Below are 17,950 nucleotides of genomic sequence, written 5' to 3' on the forward strand. Positions count from 1 at the left end.
CGTCATCATCGATGTACGACGCCCCCTCGCCTCAATCCCCCGTAAGAATCCGATCGACCAGCTGCCCGACGCTCGGCACGAAGCCGTTCGAATAGAACGGGTCCTTCTTGAAATTATACGCCGCATGCCCCGCGAACATCAGGTTCTGGTCGATGTCGCCACCGTGCGCGATGTCCTGGAGCGTCTTCTGGATGCAGAAGCTGCGCGGATCGGCGAGGCGCCCGGTCGAGTTGGTCTCGGTATCCGCCCAGCTCGAGAACGAGCATTGCGACAGGCAGCCCATGCAGTCGGCCTGGTCCTTGCGGATCATGCCCTTCTCGGTCGGGCTGACGAACACGAGCGTGTTGTCGGGCGTCTTCAGCGCGTCGGTATAGCCTTCGCCGAACCACTGGCGTGCGCGCAGCAGGTCGTTGCGCGTGACCCAGAAATTCTTGCCCTTCACGCCGACGTCGAGCTGGAAGACGTGATCGCCGGCCTCCTGCGTCGAGAACGCGATCTGGCGCTCGGACCGCGCCTCGAGCGAGCGCAGGAACGGATTGCGCACCGCCGACGAATAGAACCCGGTCGGCGAGAATTTGTGCAGCAGCACGTCGCCTTCCTCGATCTGGGTCAGCGCGTTCTTCCAACCCTCCGGGATCGGGCTCTCGCGCGTGAGCAACGGCCGCGTGCCGAACTGGAACGCGATCGTGCCGAGCTCGGGATTGTCGATCCAGTCGTTCCAGTCGCGCAGATACCAGACGCCGCCTGCCATCACGATCGGCACGTCGTCGCTGATGCCGCCCTCACGCATCACATCGCGCAGTTCCTTGACACGCGGATACGGGTCCTGCGGCTTCAACGGGTCCTCGGCGTTCGACAGGCCGTTGTGCCCGCCCGCGAGCCACGGATCCTCGTACACCACCGCAGCCAGCCACTCGGCCGCCTTCGAATAGGCCCGCTTCCACAGCGCGCGGAAGGCGCGGCCGGAGCTGACGATCGGCAGATAGCTGACACCGTAGGACGCAGTGATCTCGGACAGCTTGTACGGCATGCCCGCACCGCAGGTGACGCCGGCGACCTTGCCGCGCGTGCGCTCCAGCACGCCGTGCAGGATCCGCTGCGCGCCGCCCATTTCCCACAGCACGTTGATGTTGATCGCGCCCTTGCCGTCGGCGATCTCATAGGCGCGCTCGACCTGCTGGACCGCACCCTCGATCGCGTACTGGACGAGTTCCTCGTGGCGGTCGCGCCGCGTCAGCGCCGCGTAGACCTGCGGGATGATCTTGCCGTCGGGATCGTAGCTGTCGGCGTTCACGGCCGAGACCGTGCCGATGCCCCCAGCTGCAGCCCAGGCGCCGGCCGAGGCGTGGTTGGTCGCAGCGACGCCCTTGCCGCCCTCAACCAGAGGCCAGACTTCCCGACCGTTATAGACGATAGGCTTCAGGCCCTTGAACACGACGTCACCTCTCCCGGAAAATACGGCCCCCTATATCGCAAGGACGCAGCGCGCGAGCAATATTAAGACCTAGGTTAGTATATCGCCTAGTGCACCGGGGCGGCCGAGCGCATCCTCGTACAGCGCGCGATAGCGGGCGATCATCACCGCCTCGTCGTACTCCGCCCGTGCCTTGGCCTGGTTCGCGGCGCCGACCGACGCCCGCAGGGCCGGGTCCGCGACCAGCGCCTGCAACGCATCGCGCAGCCGCACCTCGTTGGCGATGTCGGTGACGAACGGCAGGTTCTCGGGCGAGACCATCCGCCTGATGTCGCCGACCGGATAGCTCGCGATCGGCAGGCCCGCCGCCATCGCCTCGACCACGGAGATCGGGAACTGCTCGCTCCGCGACGACACCGCGAGCATGTCGAAATGGCCGATATACCGATAGGGTCGATCGAGGAAACCGGGCAGCACGAGCTTGTCCGCCATCCCCATCGCCGCGGCAGCTTGAAGGATGTTCGCGCGCTCCGGGCCCTCGCCGACGATCACGAGGCGCACCCGGCCCGAGACGCCACCGACCGCACGGACCAGCGCGGTGAGGTCCTTCACCTCGCGCAGGCCCGCCAGCGCGCCGATCACGACTTCCTTGGCGTTGCGCGTAAAACCGGGGATCGCCTTGGGCTCGGGCTTCTGCGCGTAATAGGCGGTGCCGATCCCGTTGACGATCCGGTGGACGCGCTCGCGCGGCTGTTTCCAGGTCTTCAGCGCGATGCCTTCGAGCACCTCCGAGGGCACCGCCAGCGCGTGCGCCGCGCCTAGCGCAAGCCGCCGATAGACGTTGCGCTCGATCTTGAGCCCGCCTGCCTCGTCGGCGTTGAACCCGTCCTCGTGATGGACGAGCGGCGGCGCGCCCTTACTGAACGCGCGCCGTGCCATCGCCCCGTCGATCGCGCCCCAGTTGTAGCTCAACACCAGATCGAACCGCCGCATATACTGCGCGATCGCCTCGTAGCGCTTGACCGAAGGCTTGCCCGTCAACGGCGGGGGATTCTGCGCGATCTCATAGCGAACGCCCTTCGCGATCGAATCCCGCGCACTCAACGCGTCGGGCACGCCCGACACGATGGTGTGCTTCGCCCGATCCCCGAACGCGTTCATCAACCGAACCGCCCGCGCCTCCTTGCCGCCAAGGTCGAACGTGGAATGGAGGTGCAGGATGTTCACGGGAGCGGCCATCGGCGTGCGATGCCGATTTCCGATGGCGGTTTCAAGAGAGCGCTGCGTCGCGCACTGCCGATGTCGTCCTCCCGCGGAACGCCCGCCGGGAAGAACGACATCGACAAGCCTGAGTCGCCGCCCCTTGGGCGACTACCAGCTCAGCCCCGCCCGCGCGTAAAGATAGCGACCGTTGAACCCGAATGGCGAGTAATAGGGAAAGCCGATCACGCCGGTCACGTTGTTGGCGACGACCGTCGCATCGGGGTACACGTCGAACAGGTTGCTGACGCCCAAACCGAGTTGCGCGCCCTTGGTCGCCTGATAGCGAAGCTCCACATCGGTGATGAGATGCTTGCCGCTGTGCACGTCTGCGGCTTCGGTGGTGCCGGGCTGGTTGACGTCGCCGTAATAGGTGACGCGGGCGAGTGCCCCCAGTCGATCGAGCGACCAGTCGATCGATCCCGTCACCTTCTCGCCGGGGGTACCGTCTTCGAGCGTCAGGATACGGCTGCGCGCGAAGAGCACCGGCGCGGGGTTGAGCGTCGACGTCGAGGTCGGCACGCGCGTCACGTCGCTGTCGTTGATGTTGCCCGCGATCGTGAAGTCGAACGTCCCGGCCGCGTCGGTCGGCAGGCGATAATGTGCGACCGCGTCGATACCCTTGGTGGTGGAGGCGAGCCCGTTGATGAAGAAGCGCGCGGCGGTCGCACCCGATCCTGCAAGCAGACTGGTGATCTGTGCGTTGACCGCCGCAGACTGGGTCGCCGACGTCGTGATGTTCTCCGACAGGCCGATCTGGTTGCGGATCCGGATCCTATAGGCATCGACGGTCAGGTCGAACCGACCGAAGCGAAAGACGGTGCCGACCGACAGGTTGGTCGATTTCTCGGGCTCGAGCGGCAGGCCGCCTAGCCGCGTCGCAACCGGGCTGACCGACGGGAAGGTGCCGGTCTGGATCGGGTTGCCGTTCTGGATGACGGTCGCGATCGACGTGAAATACTGCTGCTGGAGAGCAGGCGCGCGGAACCCGGTCGAGGCCGTGCCGCGGAGCGCGAACCAGGGTGCGAAGTCGTAGCGTGCCGAGATTTTGCCGGTAGCGGTGGTGCCGAAATCCGAATAATCCTCGCCGCGGCCAGCGAGCCCGACGAGCAGCTTGTCGGTCACCTGCGCTTCGAGATCGAGATAGACGCTGCCGTTGCGGCGATGACGATCGACTTCGTTGGCGGGCGAGAAGCCGCCGAACCCTTGCGCGCCGGGCGCCGCGTTCGCCGCCGCACCGGTGATCGTGCCGGCAACGGGATAATCGTACGACGCCCGTTCGCCCGCCTGAATCTGGAAACCTTCGCGGCGCCCTTCGAGGCCGAACGCGACGTTCAGGCCCTGCAGGACGTCGAGCTTGCGACTGACGTCGAGGCCCGCGACGAGCTGATCATAGACCAGCGCGCCGTCCGAGAAGTCCTTCGGGGTCGCGCTGCCATAGGCGTAGTTCGCCGAGTTCAGCGTACGGAAACCGATCTTGTTGCGGCCGTAGCTGACGTTCAGATCGACCGACCAGTCGGCGACCTCGCCCTTGATGCCGACCGCCGAGTTCAGATCGCGCGATTTGGTGTTGATGATCGGCAGGAAGCCATCGGGGTAGCCGGCCAGCGCCGTCGTGGCACTGGCGAGCCGTGGAAACGCGGCACTGCGCGTGTCGCGGTCCTGATAGCCGAGCCAGCCGTACAGCTTCCACGAACCAGTCAGCGTCGTGCCGGCATTGGCGAAGATGCTGTACTGCTCGACGGCGGGATCGCCGAACCGGCCGGTCACGCGTGACGGCGTGACACGCGGGTCGAAATCGGCACGGTTGGTGGCCTGGCGGTTCAGATACTCGCCCGACACGGTCAGGAAGCCATCTTCGCCGAAGCCGACGCCCTGCCACCCCGACACCGTCACGGCATGCTCGCCGTTCGTGCTGCGGCTGCCGCGCGCGGTATCGATGTCGGTGTTGTAGAAGCCGTAATTGACCGTCGCGCCGCCGCCCGACCTTGCCTCGCGCAGGCGCAGGTTGACGACGCCCGCGATCGCGTCGGAGCCATATTGTGCCGATGCACCGTCACGCAGCACCTCGATCCGGTCTAGCGCGACGGTTGGAATGGTGTTCAAATCGACCGCCGCCGAGCCGCGACCGACCGAGCCTCCGACGTTGAGCAACGCCGCAGTGTGCCCCCGCACGCCGTTGATCAACACCAGCGTCTGATCGGGCGACAGGCCGCGCAGCGTGGCCGGTCGGATCGCATCGGTGCCGTCGACGGCCGAGGGCCGCGGGAAGTCGATCGAGGGCGCGATCGCCGACAGCGCCGCACCGAGTTCGGTAGTCCCCTGCCGCTGAAGCGCTGCCGAACTCAGCACATCGACCGGCGATGCGCTGTCGAGCCGCGAGCGACCGACAGACCGAGTCCCGGTGACGATGATGTCGTCCTGCGTATCGGGAAGCGCCGCCGCTGGGTCTGAGGCGGCGGGCAGCGGCGCATTCTGGGCATACGCGGCCTGGGCGCTGGCAAAGGCGAGAGTCGAGACGGCGAGCGTCAACGCGGTGCGATAGGCAGTCATGCGGTAATCCCTGATAGTGGATCGTTCTGCGACGATCTCGGTACGTGATGAACGAACGGACGCATTCACCGGTCCCGATAGGTACCGAGCGCGCGGCCGATAAGTGAAAAGAACGCGCGGCTAAATGCACGCGCTGCAACGTCCCATTCGGGATGCCTTTGCACCGCCAGCACGTCGCCGCCGCATGGTCGTCTCCATCCAAGATGACGATCATCCCCTATCGTGGTGGGAGTTCCCAGTCGATTGAGCTTTCGACCAAGCAATTTTTAGTTGGCGCACCGGAAGGATGGCACGGTCGGCGCTTGCCGAAACACCGCGGTTCGGCAAGCATGGGCGAAAGGGGAGAAACCATATGCTCAAGGCACTCTTGATCGGCCTGACCGCCACCGTTGCGCTGCCGCTCTACGCGCAGACGACACCTGCGCCGCAAACCCGGCCAGCCGCCGCCACGTATATCCAGGCCGGCACGCTGCTCGATCGGCCGGGCCAGCCGCCGCGCGGCAACACCACGATCATCGTCCGCGACGGCAAGGTCGCCGAATTGCGCGAGGGTTTCGTCGCGCCCGAGCAGGGCGCGACACTGGTCGACCTGCGCACCGCGTTCGTCATGCCGGGGCTGGTCGATATGCACGTCCACCTATGGGGTATCGGCGGCGATCCGATGCGGGCACGACTGGAGGCGCTGAACCGCGACCGGTTCGACGACGAGATGACCGCCGTAGCGAACGCGCGCACGACGTTGAACGCCGGCTTCACCTCGGTCCGCGATCTCGGTGGCGACCCGCGCGGTATCCGTGCGCTGCGCGATGCGATCGACGCGGGGACGGTCGAGGGCCCGAGCATAACCAACGCGGGCGAGATGATCTCGGTGACCGGCGGCCATGGCGACGGCGGCAACGGGCTTGCCGAGGAGTTCGCCGACATGGTCCATGGCAAGGAGATCAATCTGTGCGACGGCCCCGACGATTGCCGACGCGCGGTACGGGCGCAGGTGGCGCTGGGCGCCCGCGTCATCAAATTCGCGGCCACCGGCGGTGTTCTCTCGAATGTGAGCGGTGGCCTCGGCCGCGCAATGACTCCGGACGAGATGCGCGCGATCATCGAGACGGCGCATGCGCTGGGCCGCAAGGTCGCCGCGCATAGCCACGCGGCCGAGGGCACCAAGGCGGCGCTGGAAGCCGGCGTCGACTCGATCGAACACGGCACGTTCCTCGACGAGGACACCATCCGGCTCTTCAAAGCCAAAGGCGCCTACCTCGTGCCGACCGAGATCGCGCCCGTCGCAGCGCTTGCACAGGCGCGCGGTGGCGCCTTGCCGCCAGCGACGATCGTCAAGGCCGAGGCTGCCGCCGCCGCCATGGCCGCCAGCCACCGCCGCGCTTATGCGGCCGGTGTGAAGGTCGCATTCGGCACCGACACCGGCGTATCGAAGCATGGCGACAACGCCACCGAGTTCGCGCTGATGGTGAGGAACGGCCTCACGCCGACCCAGGCGATCGCGGCCGCGACGACCGGCGCCGCCGACCTGCTCGGACGCGACGACATCGGCACGCTCGCCATCGGCAAGACCGCGGACATCATCGCCGTGCGGGGCTCGCCGCTCGAAGACGTAACCCGCCTCGAGCATGTCGACTTCGTGATGCACCGCGGCGCGATCGCAAAGGGTCCGCAACCCGGCACCTGACTGCGGTTCCGGACGATACAATCGAACCGGTCGCCTTGGCAAATGCCCGCCGAACTGCGACCGTCGGCGTCAGACGATCGCGGAGAACGACGACATGCTACGGGCGGGATGGATTCTGGGGATCGGGCTGTGCGCAGCCCCAGCCGCGGCACAAAGCGTACGCGTCGAAGGCGGCACGCTCCAAGGTGTCCGCCTGACGACGTCGCAAGCCCCGGTCGATACCTATCGCGGCATCCCCTACGCGGCGCCGCCTGTCGGTGCGCTCAGGTGGCAGCCGCCCAAGCGTGCCGCGCGGTGGAGCGGCGTGCGGAAGGCGGACGCATTCGGTGCACGCTGCATGCAGCAACCCTTGTTCGCCGACATGAAGTTCCGCTCGCCCGGCATCGCCGAGGATTGCCTGACGCTGAACATGTGGGCGCCGGCCGGCACGAAGCCCGGCGCGAAGCTTCCCGTGCTGTTCTACATCCATGGCGGCGGCGCGATCGCAGGCGATGGATCCGAACTCCGCTATGACGGTGCAGCACTGGCGCGGCAGGGCATCGTCGTCGTGACGATCAACTACCGGCTCGGCGCATTCGGCTTCCTCGCGACCAGCGACCTCGTCGCGGAATCGCCGACGCACACCGCGGGCAATTACGGCCTGCTCGATCAGGCCGCCGCGCTCGCCTGGGTTCGTCGCAACGCCGCCGCATTCGGAGGCGACCCGGCGCACATCACGATCGGTGGGGAAAGTGCCGGATCGATGTCGGTGAGCGTGCTGATGACCTCGCCGCTGACCCGCACGCAGTTCGCCGGCGCGATCGGCGAGAGCGGCGGGGTGATGCCGCCGAGCTTCCGCCCCAAGTCTCTGGCGCAGGCGACCGCGGATGGCGACGCGTTCGTTCGCGCGGCGGGTGCGAGCTCGATCGCAGACCTCCGCGCGATGCCGGCCGACGCACTGCTCGCCGCGCAGGGTACGCAGCGCCTCCGCGCGGACTTCATCGTCGACGGCCAGTTCCTCGCCGAGGCGCCGATCGACACCTACGCGGCGGGACGAGCGGCGCGCGTGCCGTTGCTGGTCGGTTCGAATTCGCAGGAGGGCAGTTGGACCAGCGTCCTGAACGGCCAGCCGCCGACGGTCGCCAATTACCACGCCGGTATCGCCCGGCTTTACACCGATGCCGATGCCCTGTTCGCGCTATACCCCGCGCGGACCGATGCGGACGTGCCGGCCGCTGCGACCGCGCTGGCGAGCGACGCGTTCCTCGGCGCCTCGACCTGGAAGTGGTTCGACCTGCATCGCCGGACCCGGCAGCCGACCTATTACTACTATTTCTCGCATCCCCGGCCCGCGGCGTTGCCACCGCTGACCAATCCCGATGTCCCGCCGATCGGCGCGGTGCACAGTGCCGAGATCGAATACGCGCTCGGCAATCTCGATACGAACCCGGCCTATGCCTGGACGGCGGAGGATCGGCGCATAGCCGCCGTGTTCCAGGGTTATTTCGCGGCGTTCATCAAGACCGGCAACCCGAACGCGACCGGCCTGCCGACCTGGCCGGCCGCAGCGTCGGGCAATGCCGCGATCGTGCGGCAGACCGTCGACGTGCAGACGCGCGCCGAGCCGTTTGTCGATCAGGCGCGCTACGAGGCTGCGGTTCCCCTGCTCGAGAACCGCCGGCCCTGACCGCGCGGGCTGGCGTCGCGCGGCGCGTCAGATCCGGTCGAGGAACACCGCGCCGGGCACCGTCTGCGTCTGGTCAGTGGCGGTCAGCCGGCCATCGCTCTCGATTTTGAAGATCGCGACCGTGCCGGACCGCTCGTTAGCGACCACCAACTGCCGCTCCGCGTCGAGGAGCAGGAACGCGCGCGGCCAGTTGCCGCCGCTCGCGACGTGCTGGAGCGGGCTCGGCACGCCTGCGGAATCGAGCGCGAATACGGCGATGCTGTTGTGCCCGCGGTTCGAGACGTAGATCCGCCGTCCGGCGCGGTCGACCGCGATATGCGCGGCCTGCGACGCACCGCGATGCCCGGCCGGCAGCGTCGAGACGCTGTGCCGCGTGACGAACCGCCCGTCCGCCCCTGCGTCTAGCATGATCAGCGTGTTCGCCATCTCGCAGACGACATAGGCGATCGGTCGCGTCGGATGGCGCGCGAGATGCCGCGGCCCGGCCCCCGCCGGCGCGCGCCATGCGACCACGGGCTCCGCGAGCGTCCGCGCGCGCGGATCGAAACGATAGGCGAAGATCGCGTCCGCGCCGAGATCGACCGAATGCAGCCAGCGCCGATCCGGGCTGAATCCTACCCAATGCGCATGCGGTCCGTCCTGCCGGTCATGGTTCGGGCCGCTGCCGGTATGGCGGAACAGCGTCGGCTGGCTGGGCACGCCGGTCCGCTTGTCGAGTTGATAAAAGGCGACGCTGCCGCTGGAGTAATTGGCGATCGCGAGGCACGCGCTGGCCCGGTCGATCGCGACATAGCAGGGGTCGGCGCCAGCGGTCGGCACGATCCCACGCCGTGTCCAGCCCGGCGCGTAGGCCGCGATCTCGCCAGCCGCATTTTCGCGAACGAGGTAATAGGCACCGCCGGGGCCACCACCGGCGCCGAACGAGGCGTCCGCGATCCCGGGGATCGGCGTTCCGACCCGCCATCGGTCTTGGCGCGGATCATACGCGACCGGGTACAGGCCCTTGCCACCCTCGCGCGCGTACGTCCCGGCGATCAGCGTGATCGCACCCGATGAGGCGTGCTTGGCGACTGCCGGGAAGGCGATCGTTGCCGCCATCCCGGCAAGGGCGGACCGTCGTGTCGTCGTCCAGTCGGTCATCGTCGGTCCTCGGCTAAAAGCGGCATCGATGGCGGTTCATGCGTCATGCCCAGCGCGGAGGCAACGCAGCGTGCGCCGAAGCGCGGCCATTGCTGACGAACACGCGCTCCGCGGGCCCTGGCGGTGACAAGGACCACGATACCGCGCGTATTCGCTCGCTGGGCGAGGATCATGAAACGGACTCCTGCATCGGTCGTTTCGAATAGTGCATCCGTCCACCGCGGACGATCACGACCAAGGTCGTAATAGGCTACGCACTGCGTTTCCCGGATAGAGGGACCCGCGGCGCGCGTCTGATGATACGACCGAACCCGTCCTGCCATGGAGAGCCCGTGTCTTCCCTCGACGAAACAGTACGAATGCCATCCGCCGCAGCCTGTTATGCGATCGTCGTCATGGGGGTTAGCGGCAGTGGAAAATCGACGATCGGGGCCGCGTTGGCGGCACGTCTCGGATGCCAATTCCTCGAGGGAGACGCCTTCCATACGCCGCACAGCGTTGCGAAGATGCGGGCGGGGCAGCCACTCGACGACCAGGACCGCTGGCCCTGGCTCGACCGCGTCGCCGCCAGCTTGCGCGATACGGCCGATAGCGACGGCGTTGCGGTCGGGGCCTGCTCCGCGCTGAAGCGTATCTATCGCGATCGGCTGTCCAGGATGGCGGGTATCCCGCTGCTGTTCGTGTTCCTCGACACCACCGACCAGGACGAACTGTCGCGGCGACTGGCGCATCGTTCGGGGCACTATATGCCCACCAGCCTCATCGCGAGCCAGCTCGACACCCTGGAAAAGCCGCAGCCCGATGAGCGTGCCCTTACCCTCGCCGCCGGTCTGTCGCCCGATCGGGCCTGCGACGTCGCGCTGGACTGGATTCTGCGCGAGAGACCTGTCCACGACGAAGAGCGCCTCGGGAGGGCTGTCTAATGGAACTCGGAAGACGTGATCTGCTCGTTGCGGCGGCGACGCTGGCGGCGACGTCGAGCGCAGCCTGCGCTGCGCCTCCGCGCAAGCTCGGCTATGCGATCGTCGGGCTCGGGTATTACGGGCTCGAGACGATTCTGCCGCAGTTCGTCAATTGTGAGCATTCGCGGGTGACCGCGCTGGTCAGCGGCGACCGGACCAAGGCGCTTGGGGCCGCAGCGAAATACGACGTGCCCGAGCGGTCGATCTATACCTATGCCGACTTCGATCGCATCCGCGACAATCCCGACGTCGATATCGTCTATGTCTGCCTGCCCAATTCGATGCACGCCGATTACACCATCCGCGCGGCCAAGGCCGGCAAGCACGTGATGTGCGAGAAGCCGATGGCGATCTCGGTCGCCGAGTGCGAGGCGATGATCCGCGCGTGCAAGGCCGCGAGCAAGAAGCTGATGATCGGCTATCGCTGCCATTTCGAACCGTTCAATCTGGAGGCGATGCGGCTCGCGAAGTCCGGCGCGGCGGGCAAGATCCGGTATGTCCGTTCGGAGCACGGCTTCGTCCAGCGCGACCCGGACAAGTGGCGCCTGAAGCGCGCGATGGCAGGCGGCGGGTCGCTGATGGACATGGGCATCTACAGCCTCCAAGCCGCGCGCTACATGACCGGCGAGGAGCCGATCGCGGTCACCGCACGCGAATCGACCGATCGCCGCGATCCGCGATTTCGCGAGGTCGAGGACATGATCGAATGGACGCTGGAATTTCCGTCTGGCGCGATCGCAGGGTGCCAGTCGATGTACAGCGCCAACCAGAACCACATCCTGCTGATGGGAGACAAGGGTCGCGTCGAGTTGGAACCCGCGACGCGCTATGACGGTAATAAGATGTGGACCGGACGCGACGGTCGCGAGACTACGATCACCAGCCCCCCGCCCGGCCCCGGCAAGACGCAGTTCGCGGGGCAGCTCGATCATCTGGCGGAATGCATTCTCGACGGACGCGAGCCTATCGTTTCCGGTGAGGAAGGCCTGCGCGACATGCGGATCGTCGAGGCGATCTATCGCTCCGTCCGCGAAGGCCGGACGGTGAAGCTGTGATGCGGTCGTTGCTCGTCGCTGCGGTGGCGTTCGTTTCAGCCTCTGCCCTGCCCGCGCAGACCGCGACCGATCCGACGAGCTTTGCCGCATCGGCGGATGTTCGCGCACGGGTCGTTAAGCTCGAAAAGACGATGAAGCCGGGCCAGGGGTTCGCCATGGCTTCGCTGGTGGAGGCGGATGGGACAAGCGCCGCGCTCGAATATTGGAAGGCGCCGGGCAAGCCTGCGGTACACCCCGACGAGGCTGAATATGCGACGGTGATGGCGGGATCGGGGACGCTGGTCTCGGGCGGCACGCTGGTCGCGCCGAAGCTGCGCTTTGCGGGGCTCGTCGAAGGTGACCGGATCGAGGGCGGGACGACGCGGAAGCTCGCGGTCGGGGACGTGTTCCTGATCCCCGCGGGGGTGCCGCACTGGTTCGGCATTGACGGCAAGCTGGTCATGCTCGGGACGAAGATCAGGATGTCGGGTCAGCGGAAGCCCAGCCAGTAGAGCAGGCCGATATTGACCGCGAGCAGCGGCAGCGCGGTCGGTATCTGCGCGCGGATGACGGCGTTCTTGTCCTTCAACTCGAGCAGCGCGGCGGGGACGAGATTGAAGTTCGCCGCCATCGGCGTCATCAGCGTGCCGCAGAAGCCGCTGAGCATACCGATCGCGGCGACTACCGCCGGGTCGCCGCCGTAGTGGCGCACCAGCAGGGGGATGCCGATCGCCGCAGCCATGACGGGGAACGCCGCGAAGGCGTTGCCCATGACCATCGTGAACAGCGCCATGCCTAGCGTGTAGGCGAGGACTGCGCCGATCAGGCTGCCTTCGGGGATCGCGTGGCCGGCGAGCCCGCCGACGACGTCGCCGACGCCGGCCAACGCGAAGACCGCGCCGAGGCTCGCCAGCATCTGCGGGAGGACGGCGGCCCAGCCGATCGCGTCCATCAGCCTGACGCCTTCCGCGAGCGGTGTCGCGATCCGGGGGCGGAACCAGAGCTGCATGGCGACCAGCGCGATCAGGACGCCGCAGGTGAGTGCGACGAGCGTCGCCTGCTTCGGGTCGACGAGGCTAGGGACTGCGCGGAACAGGACGGTCCCGCCGAGTGCTGCGGCGGGGATGATCAGCGCGGGCAGGAATATACGGTTGCCGAGCCGTGCAGCTTCGGCGCGCCGTTCGCCGAGTGTGGTGGTGGCACGCCCGCCCCGCCCCATCGCACCCGATCCGGCAATCGCGACGAGGGCGAGGACGAGGACGCCGTTGCCGATGTCGCCCAGCTTTCCCCCTAGCAGGAAGCTGATCGCCAAAACCGCGTAGAAGGCTCCGTTGCCGAAACGCTTCGGGTTGGTGCGGTCGGTCGCGCTCAGGATCGCGAACGCCGCGAACATCAGGCCGGCGACGCCGTAGATGAAGCCGGTGCCGATCACTTGGCGGATCTCCGGGCGCGCCCCAGACGGCGATCGAGCAGCCAGAGGCGGAAGCCGTGGATCAGGAACGCGGCAATCGCGGTCGGGATCGCCCACATCGAGAGGTGGAGCGGCTGGATGACGATGCCGTAGCCCTCCAGCACGCCCTTCATCAGCAGGATCGAGCCGATCGCGATGAAGATGTCCTCGCCGAAGAACAGTCCGATGTTGTCGGTCGCCGCCGCCATTGCGGGGATGCGGTCGCCGCCGGGCGCGACGCCTTGCGCCTCGGCGGCGGCTTCGGCCATCGGGGCGACCAAAGGACGGACGCTCTGGGCCGGGCCGGCGATCGAGGTGAGGCCGAGTGCTGCGGTGAGTTGGCGGAACAGCAGATAGCCGATTAGCAGGCGCCCCACGGTCGCGCCCCTCAGCTTGGCGATAGCGAGGCGCGCACGTTCCTGAAGGCCGTGGCGTTCGAGCAGGCCGATCACCGGCAGGACGATGTAGATCACGGTAACGTAGCGGTTCTCGTTGAACGCCTTGCCGAACGCGGCGAGGATCGCGAGCGGTGCGATGCCGGCGGCCAGGCCAGTGACGAGCGCGGAGACGGCGACGACGAGCAGCGGATTGAACCGGAGCAGGAAGCCGGCGACGATCACCGCGATGCCGCACAGGACCAGCATCGCCGCTCAGCGTGCCTGCTTGGCGAGATCAGCGTCGAACGCGACCTTGGCCTTCGCGACAATCTTCGGGAGCAATGTGGGGTCGACGAACGCAGTGGTGTCACCGGCCTGGCGGCGCTTGCCGCGGGCGATTACATCGGCCAGTTCGGGATGCGACGGGAGGACGATGTCGGCGTGCAACGTGCCGAGCATCGCGATGCTGCGGCGGTAGTCGGCGACGATGCAGGGATAGGCGCGGTTGCCGAGCAGGCGGTTGCCCGCGACGCTGACGCTGCACGGGAACACGACGTCGAGCGGGCGCGGCTTGGCGGGGATGCGCATCGTCCAGGTCGTGCAGCCCGGCGTGTGCCCCGGTGTCGCGCGCGCGGTCAGCGTAGTGGTGCCGAGGGTCACCGTTTCGCCATCGCGTATGCCGCGATCGACGTGCACTTTCGGGAAGCGGATGACGCCATAGTTGGTCTCGCCGGGCGGCGTACCGGTTTCGAGCGCGCGGACGTCGCGGATGCCGGCGACAACCCGCGCGCCGGTTGCACGCTTGAGCGCGGCTACACCCGCGGCGTGATCGAAATGGGCGTGGGTGACGAGGATCAGCTTCACGTCACGGGGGCGGACTCCGGCCTTGGCGATGTTGCGTTCGATCATCCCCGCATTCTGCGCGAGCGTGCCGTCGATCAGGATCGCGCCGGCGCTGGTCTTGATGAGGTAGGCGGCGATACCTTCGCTGCCGACATAGCTGATCGGGCCGGCGATCGGGAATGGCGCCTGTGGGCGCGTCCATGCGGGCGGGTCGGCCGCGCCCAGGAGGAGCGGTGCGCTGGCGGCGATCGCCAGTGCGCCGATCACCGACCGTGCGCGAGAGCTTAGCGATCCTCCCCCGCCAGGGGGAGGTGGCAGGCGTAGCCTGACGGAGGGGGCGGTAAGCGGTAACGTCTGCATCATTTCCTCCCCCTCCGACGCCTTTGGCGCCACCTCCCCCTTGCGGGGGAGGATCGCAGACTTCCTCTTCTAGCTTATTCCCACTCGATTGTTCGGGATCCTGTAAACATTTGAAATCACGCTCGAAAATACTTTTTCACCTATGACTACCGACCGCAGGGCCGTCGAATAACTACGCTTTTGATTTCATCCGAGAATTTCGGTATTTTCTGAATAAGAACCTTTCGAAGACAATCGGCAGCGTAGTCCGTTCCTGACGGCCGCAACACGCCTGCCGATCTTAGCACGTCTAGCTAGAAAGCGGTCATGCTGTAGCAATCCAACCGCGGAAGCTGAAACCGGCATAGAAGAGCGCTACATCGGAAAAGCCTGCCTGGCGGAGCAGTGCTTCGTCCTCGTCTGAAGACAGGATTGGCAGGTGCGAGATCATCGTTTCTGCAGAAGCCGACGCTTTTGCCAGATCGTGGCCGGCCCGATCTGCGAAGGCAATCGAGCGCGTCAGCCACGGTTTCAGGTCGCTTCCAGCTGGGCAGCTATGGTGCGCGACAATGAGGGGGGCAGACGGCTTCAGCCGTCGGCGTATGGCTTGCAGCACTTCCAGCCGGCTTTTGCGGTCGCAGAAGTGAAGGGTGAGCAGGCATGTCGCCCCGTCGAAGGGCCCCTGTGGGGCGTCGTCGATATAGCCCTGCCGCAAGATGACGCGTGAGTGCAGCGGTCCGAGGATTTCCCGCGCCAAATCGAGCATTTCCGCCGAAGGATCGATGCCGGTGAACCGCCAATCCGGCTGGGCACCGGCGAAAGCCTTGAGTTCCAGACCGCCACCAGCACCGTAAACCAGAATGTCAGCCGCCCGTGGCGCGCGTTCCGCGAGCAGAAGCATGGCCATGCGGTGGAGATCCGCATAGCCTGGCACCCTGCGCGGCGTATCTTCGGCATAGCTGGCGATAGCGGCCCGATCGGTAAAGAGACGTACTGTGTCCATGGTTCAGCCGAACACGAGCGAGCGATGCGCCGACGTCCCTGCCGTCACCCCGTCCGCGACGGCCCAGCTGACGCTGTGCGGCATCCGGGCAATGTCACCCGCTGCGTATAGGCCCGGAACGGATGTCATCTTGTCACCATCGGTGTGGATGACGGGACCAAGTGGGCCGTCATCAATCTCTACGCCCAGTTGCTGTGCCAGCGGGCTTGTGAAACAGGAGCGCGGCGCAATGTAGAGAGCGGCAATTGCGCTGCGACGCCCGTCAGCCATCTCGATGGCGGAAAGGCCCAAACCTTCGCCGATCAATCCTGCGACAGGTGCGGTCTCAACCTTAACACCACGCGCGTGGAGCGTTGCCCTTTCTCCTTCGGCCAGTTCTGCACCGTTTAGATACAGCGTCGTTGGCCCCCACTCGGCGATCAGGCTGGCCTGATGCACCGACATCGGTGTGCGGTAGAGCACGCCCAGTAGCTCGTCGCTGAACTCGATCCCGTGGCAGTAGGGGCAATGCAGCACTGTCTTGCCCCAGCGCTCCGGCAGGCCGGGAAGATCGGGCAGTTCGTCACGCATGCCGAACGCGAGGATCAGCTTGCGTGCCACGATCTCTTCGCCGCCAGCAAGACGCACCGAGAAGCCATCCTCATGGATCCGCGCCACGCTTGCTTCAGCCTCGATCAGTTCCACGGTGGGATAGGCCAGAAGCTGCTTGCGCGCGGTTGCCAGAATATGGCGCGGATCACTGCCGTCGTGCCCGAGGAAGCCGTGGGAAGCATCGGCGAACCGGTTGCGGGGCTTGCCGGTGTCGACAACCCTGACGTTCCGGCGTGCCCGCGCCAAATAAGTTGCGGCCGCCAGCCCGGCAAAACCGCCGCCGACTATGATGGCATCATGCTTCATGCGCATTCTCCAGAGTGACGGCTCCGCCAAGATCGGAAAGGCGGGCGTGAAAGTCCTCGCTCAGCTGCGCCAGCGTGATTTCTCCGAACCAGTTCAGGAGCAGCGCCTCGGCTTCGTCAAAAGCCTGGCCCAAGGCGGCATTGACGGTCTGCTCGACGAGGCATCCAGGTGCGTCTGTGCGATTGCCCATAGCCAGCATTTCCGGCCGGCCCAGCGCATCATAGATCTCGCGGAGCGTGACTGCCTCGAAGTCCGCGGCAATCGTCCAGCCACCGCCATGCCCCTTCTCTGAACTAACGAAGCCCTGGTCACGCAGGCCGGCCATGATCCGGCGCACCACCACCGGATTGGTGTTCATGGCGCGGGCAAGCGTTTCGGAAGTCTGGGGCCCGGGCTGTTCAGCCATGTGCAGCAGCACGTGGAGGACACCGGATAATCGGCTATCTCGTCTCATGTAACTTCATATGATGCGTGATCACCTGCACGTCAATGGTCGTGCTAGACAAGTGTAGCGGCTTCGCACTGGTTTTCGCGTTCAGGAGTCATGGGACCGTCCTGCCCGCAATTGTCGGCGCAGTCGGTCTCATTGGACGTTAGCGCTGGATGTTTCGGCCATCGATCTGGCTCTTAACGCATCTGGACTCTAGCTTTTCACTGGCGAAGAGCTTCCAGGCCGTTTGTCGATCATGAAGAACGGCAAAGCGTGATGGACCACCCAACCGATGCTGATTGCGTACAGGATCGTCCCAACTCCAACCGTGCCGCCCAGCATCCAGCCGATGCCTAGCACCGCCAGTTCTATCGCAGTGCGCACGAGCTTGATCGGTAGCCTCAGGCGCTGGCAAAGGCCGGTCATCAGGCCGTCGCGCGGACCGGGACCGAGTCCTGCACCGATATAAGCGCCGCCAGCTATACCGTTGAGCAGAATGCCGAGGCCGAGCAGCGCAATCCGCGGTGCATGACCTTCCGGCGCCGGCATCAATGCGAGCGCTATGTCGGTAACGGTCCCGATCACCACGATGTTGAGCACGGTGCCCAGTCCCGGCCTCTGTCGCAATGGCCACCATAGCACGAGGACGACGAGCCCAACCAAGTTGACCGTCTGTCCAAAGCTGAGGCCGATTCGTGGCGCAACCCCCTGGTGCAGCACGTCCCATGGGTCGAGACCCAAATTGGCGCGGACCAGCATGGCCATGGAAATGCCATACAGACTCAACCCACCGAGGAGTTGCACGAGGCGAGCGAAGAGGCGATCATGATCGAACATGGCGCCAGATGAGCTAAAGTGGCGCCGTTACAAATATCCACTTTGGTGATAGTGGCCTCTA

The 17,950-nt window shown here is 66.2% G+C and carries 16 protein-coding genes; 5 read left to right on the forward strand and 11 right to left on the reverse strand.

Going from position 1 to position 17,950, the window contains the following annotated elements:
• Positions 1-31: 31 nt before the first annotated feature.
• The 3 genes from H8S47_RS05170 to H8S47_RS05180 all read right to left on the reverse strand — a co-directional run bounded on the left by H8S47_RS05170 (position 32) and on the right by H8S47_RS05180 (position 5,227).
• Complete coding sequence (locus H8S47_RS05170) at positions 32-1,435, reverse strand: NAD(P)H-dependent flavin oxidoreductase (protein ID WP_187502847.1); 1,404 nt, start codon at positions 1,433-1,435, stop codon at positions 32-34.
• Between the two features lie 69 nt (positions 1,436-1,504).
• Positions 1,505-2,653, reverse strand: coding sequence for a glycosyltransferase (locus tag H8S47_RS05175; protein ID WP_187502848.1), 1,149 nt, complete (start codon positions 2,651-2,653; stop codon positions 1,505-1,507).
• A gap of 132 nt (positions 2,654-2,785) precedes the next feature.
• Positions 2,786-5,227 carry a TonB-dependent receptor plug domain-containing protein gene (locus tag H8S47_RS05180; RefSeq protein ID WP_187502849.1) on the reverse strand — a complete coding sequence of 814 codons (2,442 nt, stop codon included), beginning with the start codon at positions 5,225-5,227 and terminating at the stop codon, positions 2,786-2,788.
• A 352-nt stretch (positions 5,228-5,579) separates the two neighbouring features.
• Here H8S47_RS05180 and H8S47_RS05185 point away from each other — a divergent pair, with 352 nt between their 5' ends.
• A complete protein-coding gene (locus H8S47_RS05185) occupies positions 5,580-6,911 on the forward strand; it encodes a metal-dependent hydrolase family protein (protein ID WP_187502850.1) in 1,332 nt (443 codons plus the stop codon).
• A gap of 94 nt (positions 6,912-7,005) precedes the next feature.
• The gene (locus H8S47_RS05190; protein ID WP_187502851.1) at positions 7,006-8,577 is read left to right on the forward strand and encodes a carboxylesterase/lipase family protein; all 1,572 of its coding nucleotides are present in this window, start codon (positions 7,006-7,008) and stop codon (positions 8,575-8,577) included.
• A gap of 27 nt (positions 8,578-8,604) precedes the next feature.
• On the opposite strand, the gene H8S47_RS05195 is transcribed toward H8S47_RS05190, so the two are convergent.
• The gene (locus tag H8S47_RS05195) at positions 8,605-9,717 is read right to left on the reverse strand and encodes a lactonase family protein (RefSeq protein ID WP_187502852.1); all 1,113 of its coding nucleotides are present in this window, start codon (positions 9,715-9,717) and stop codon (positions 8,605-8,607) included.
• Between the two features lie 359 nt (positions 9,718-10,076).
• On the opposite strand from H8S47_RS05195, the gene H8S47_RS05200 reads away from it, so the two are divergent.
• Genes H8S47_RS05200 through H8S47_RS05210 form a run of 3 tightly spaced genes read left to right on the forward strand, consistent with a single transcriptional unit; the run spans position 10,077 to position 12,225 of the window.
• Complete coding sequence (locus H8S47_RS05200; protein ID WP_235982614.1) at positions 10,077-10,640, forward strand: gluconokinase; 564 nt, start codon at positions 10,077-10,079, stop codon at positions 10,638-10,640.
• The gene (locus H8S47_RS05205; protein WP_187502853.1) at positions 10,640-11,734 is read left to right on the forward strand and encodes a Gfo/Idh/MocA family protein; all 1,095 of its coding nucleotides are present in this window, start codon (positions 10,640-10,642) and stop codon (positions 11,732-11,734) included. The genes H8S47_RS05200 and H8S47_RS05205 overlap by 1 nt, the downstream gene beginning before the upstream one ends.
• Entirely contained in the window at positions 11,734-12,225 is a 492-nt protein-coding gene (locus H8S47_RS05210) for a cupin domain-containing protein (protein WP_187502854.1), read from the forward strand. The genes H8S47_RS05205 and H8S47_RS05210 overlap by 1 nt, the downstream gene beginning before the upstream one ends.
• Here H8S47_RS05210 and H8S47_RS05215 read toward each other — a convergent pair.
• The 7 genes from H8S47_RS05215 to yczE form a co-directional block, all read right to left on the reverse strand.
• Positions 12,204-13,145, reverse strand: coding sequence for a DUF979 domain-containing protein (locus H8S47_RS05215; RefSeq protein ID WP_187502855.1), 942 nt, complete (start codon positions 13,143-13,145; stop codon positions 12,204-12,206). The genes H8S47_RS05210 and H8S47_RS05215 overlap by 22 nt on opposite strands.
• Complete coding sequence (locus tag H8S47_RS05220; RefSeq protein ID WP_187502856.1) at positions 13,142-13,807, reverse strand: DUF969 domain-containing protein; 666 nt, start codon at positions 13,805-13,807, stop codon at positions 13,142-13,144. The genes H8S47_RS05215 and H8S47_RS05220 overlap by 4 nt, the downstream gene beginning before the upstream one ends.
• 6 nt (positions 13,808-13,813) lie before the next feature.
• The gene (gene bla, locus H8S47_RS05225; RefSeq protein WP_328805431.1) at positions 13,814-14,650 is read right to left on the reverse strand and encodes a subclass B3 metallo-beta-lactamase; all 837 of its coding nucleotides are present in this window, start codon (positions 14,648-14,650) and stop codon (positions 13,814-13,816) included.
• A gap of 397 nt (positions 14,651-15,047) precedes the next feature.
• Positions 15,048-15,725 carry a class I SAM-dependent methyltransferase gene (locus H8S47_RS05230; RefSeq protein WP_187502858.1) on the reverse strand — a complete coding sequence of 226 codons (678 nt, stop codon included), beginning with the start codon at positions 15,723-15,725 and terminating at the stop codon, positions 15,048-15,050.
• Positions 15,726-15,728: 3 nt separating this feature from the next.
• Positions 15,729-16,622, reverse strand: coding sequence for an NAD(P)/FAD-dependent oxidoreductase (locus H8S47_RS05235; RefSeq protein ID WP_187502859.1), 894 nt, complete (start codon positions 16,620-16,622; stop codon positions 15,729-15,731).
• Positions 16,612-17,076 (reverse strand): RrF2 family transcriptional regulator, encoded by a 465-nt coding sequence (locus H8S47_RS05240; protein ID WP_187502860.1) that lies wholly within the window; start codon positions 17,074-17,076, stop codon positions 16,612-16,614. Before H8S47_RS05240 ends, H8S47_RS05235 begins: the two co-directional genes overlap by 11 nt.
• A 189-nt stretch (positions 17,077-17,265) precedes the next feature.
• Positions 17,266-17,889: a membrane protein YczE gene (yczE, locus tag H8S47_RS05245; RefSeq protein WP_187502861.1), complete on the reverse strand. Its 624-nt coding sequence runs from the start codon at positions 17,887-17,889 to the stop codon at positions 17,266-17,268.
• Positions 17,890-17,950 lie beyond the last annotated feature (61 nt).

This window comes from Sphingomonas albertensis (assembly GCF_014358075.1).
GTDB lineage: Bacteria > Pseudomonadota > Alphaproteobacteria > Sphingomonadales > Sphingomonadaceae > Sphingomonas > Sphingomonas albertensis.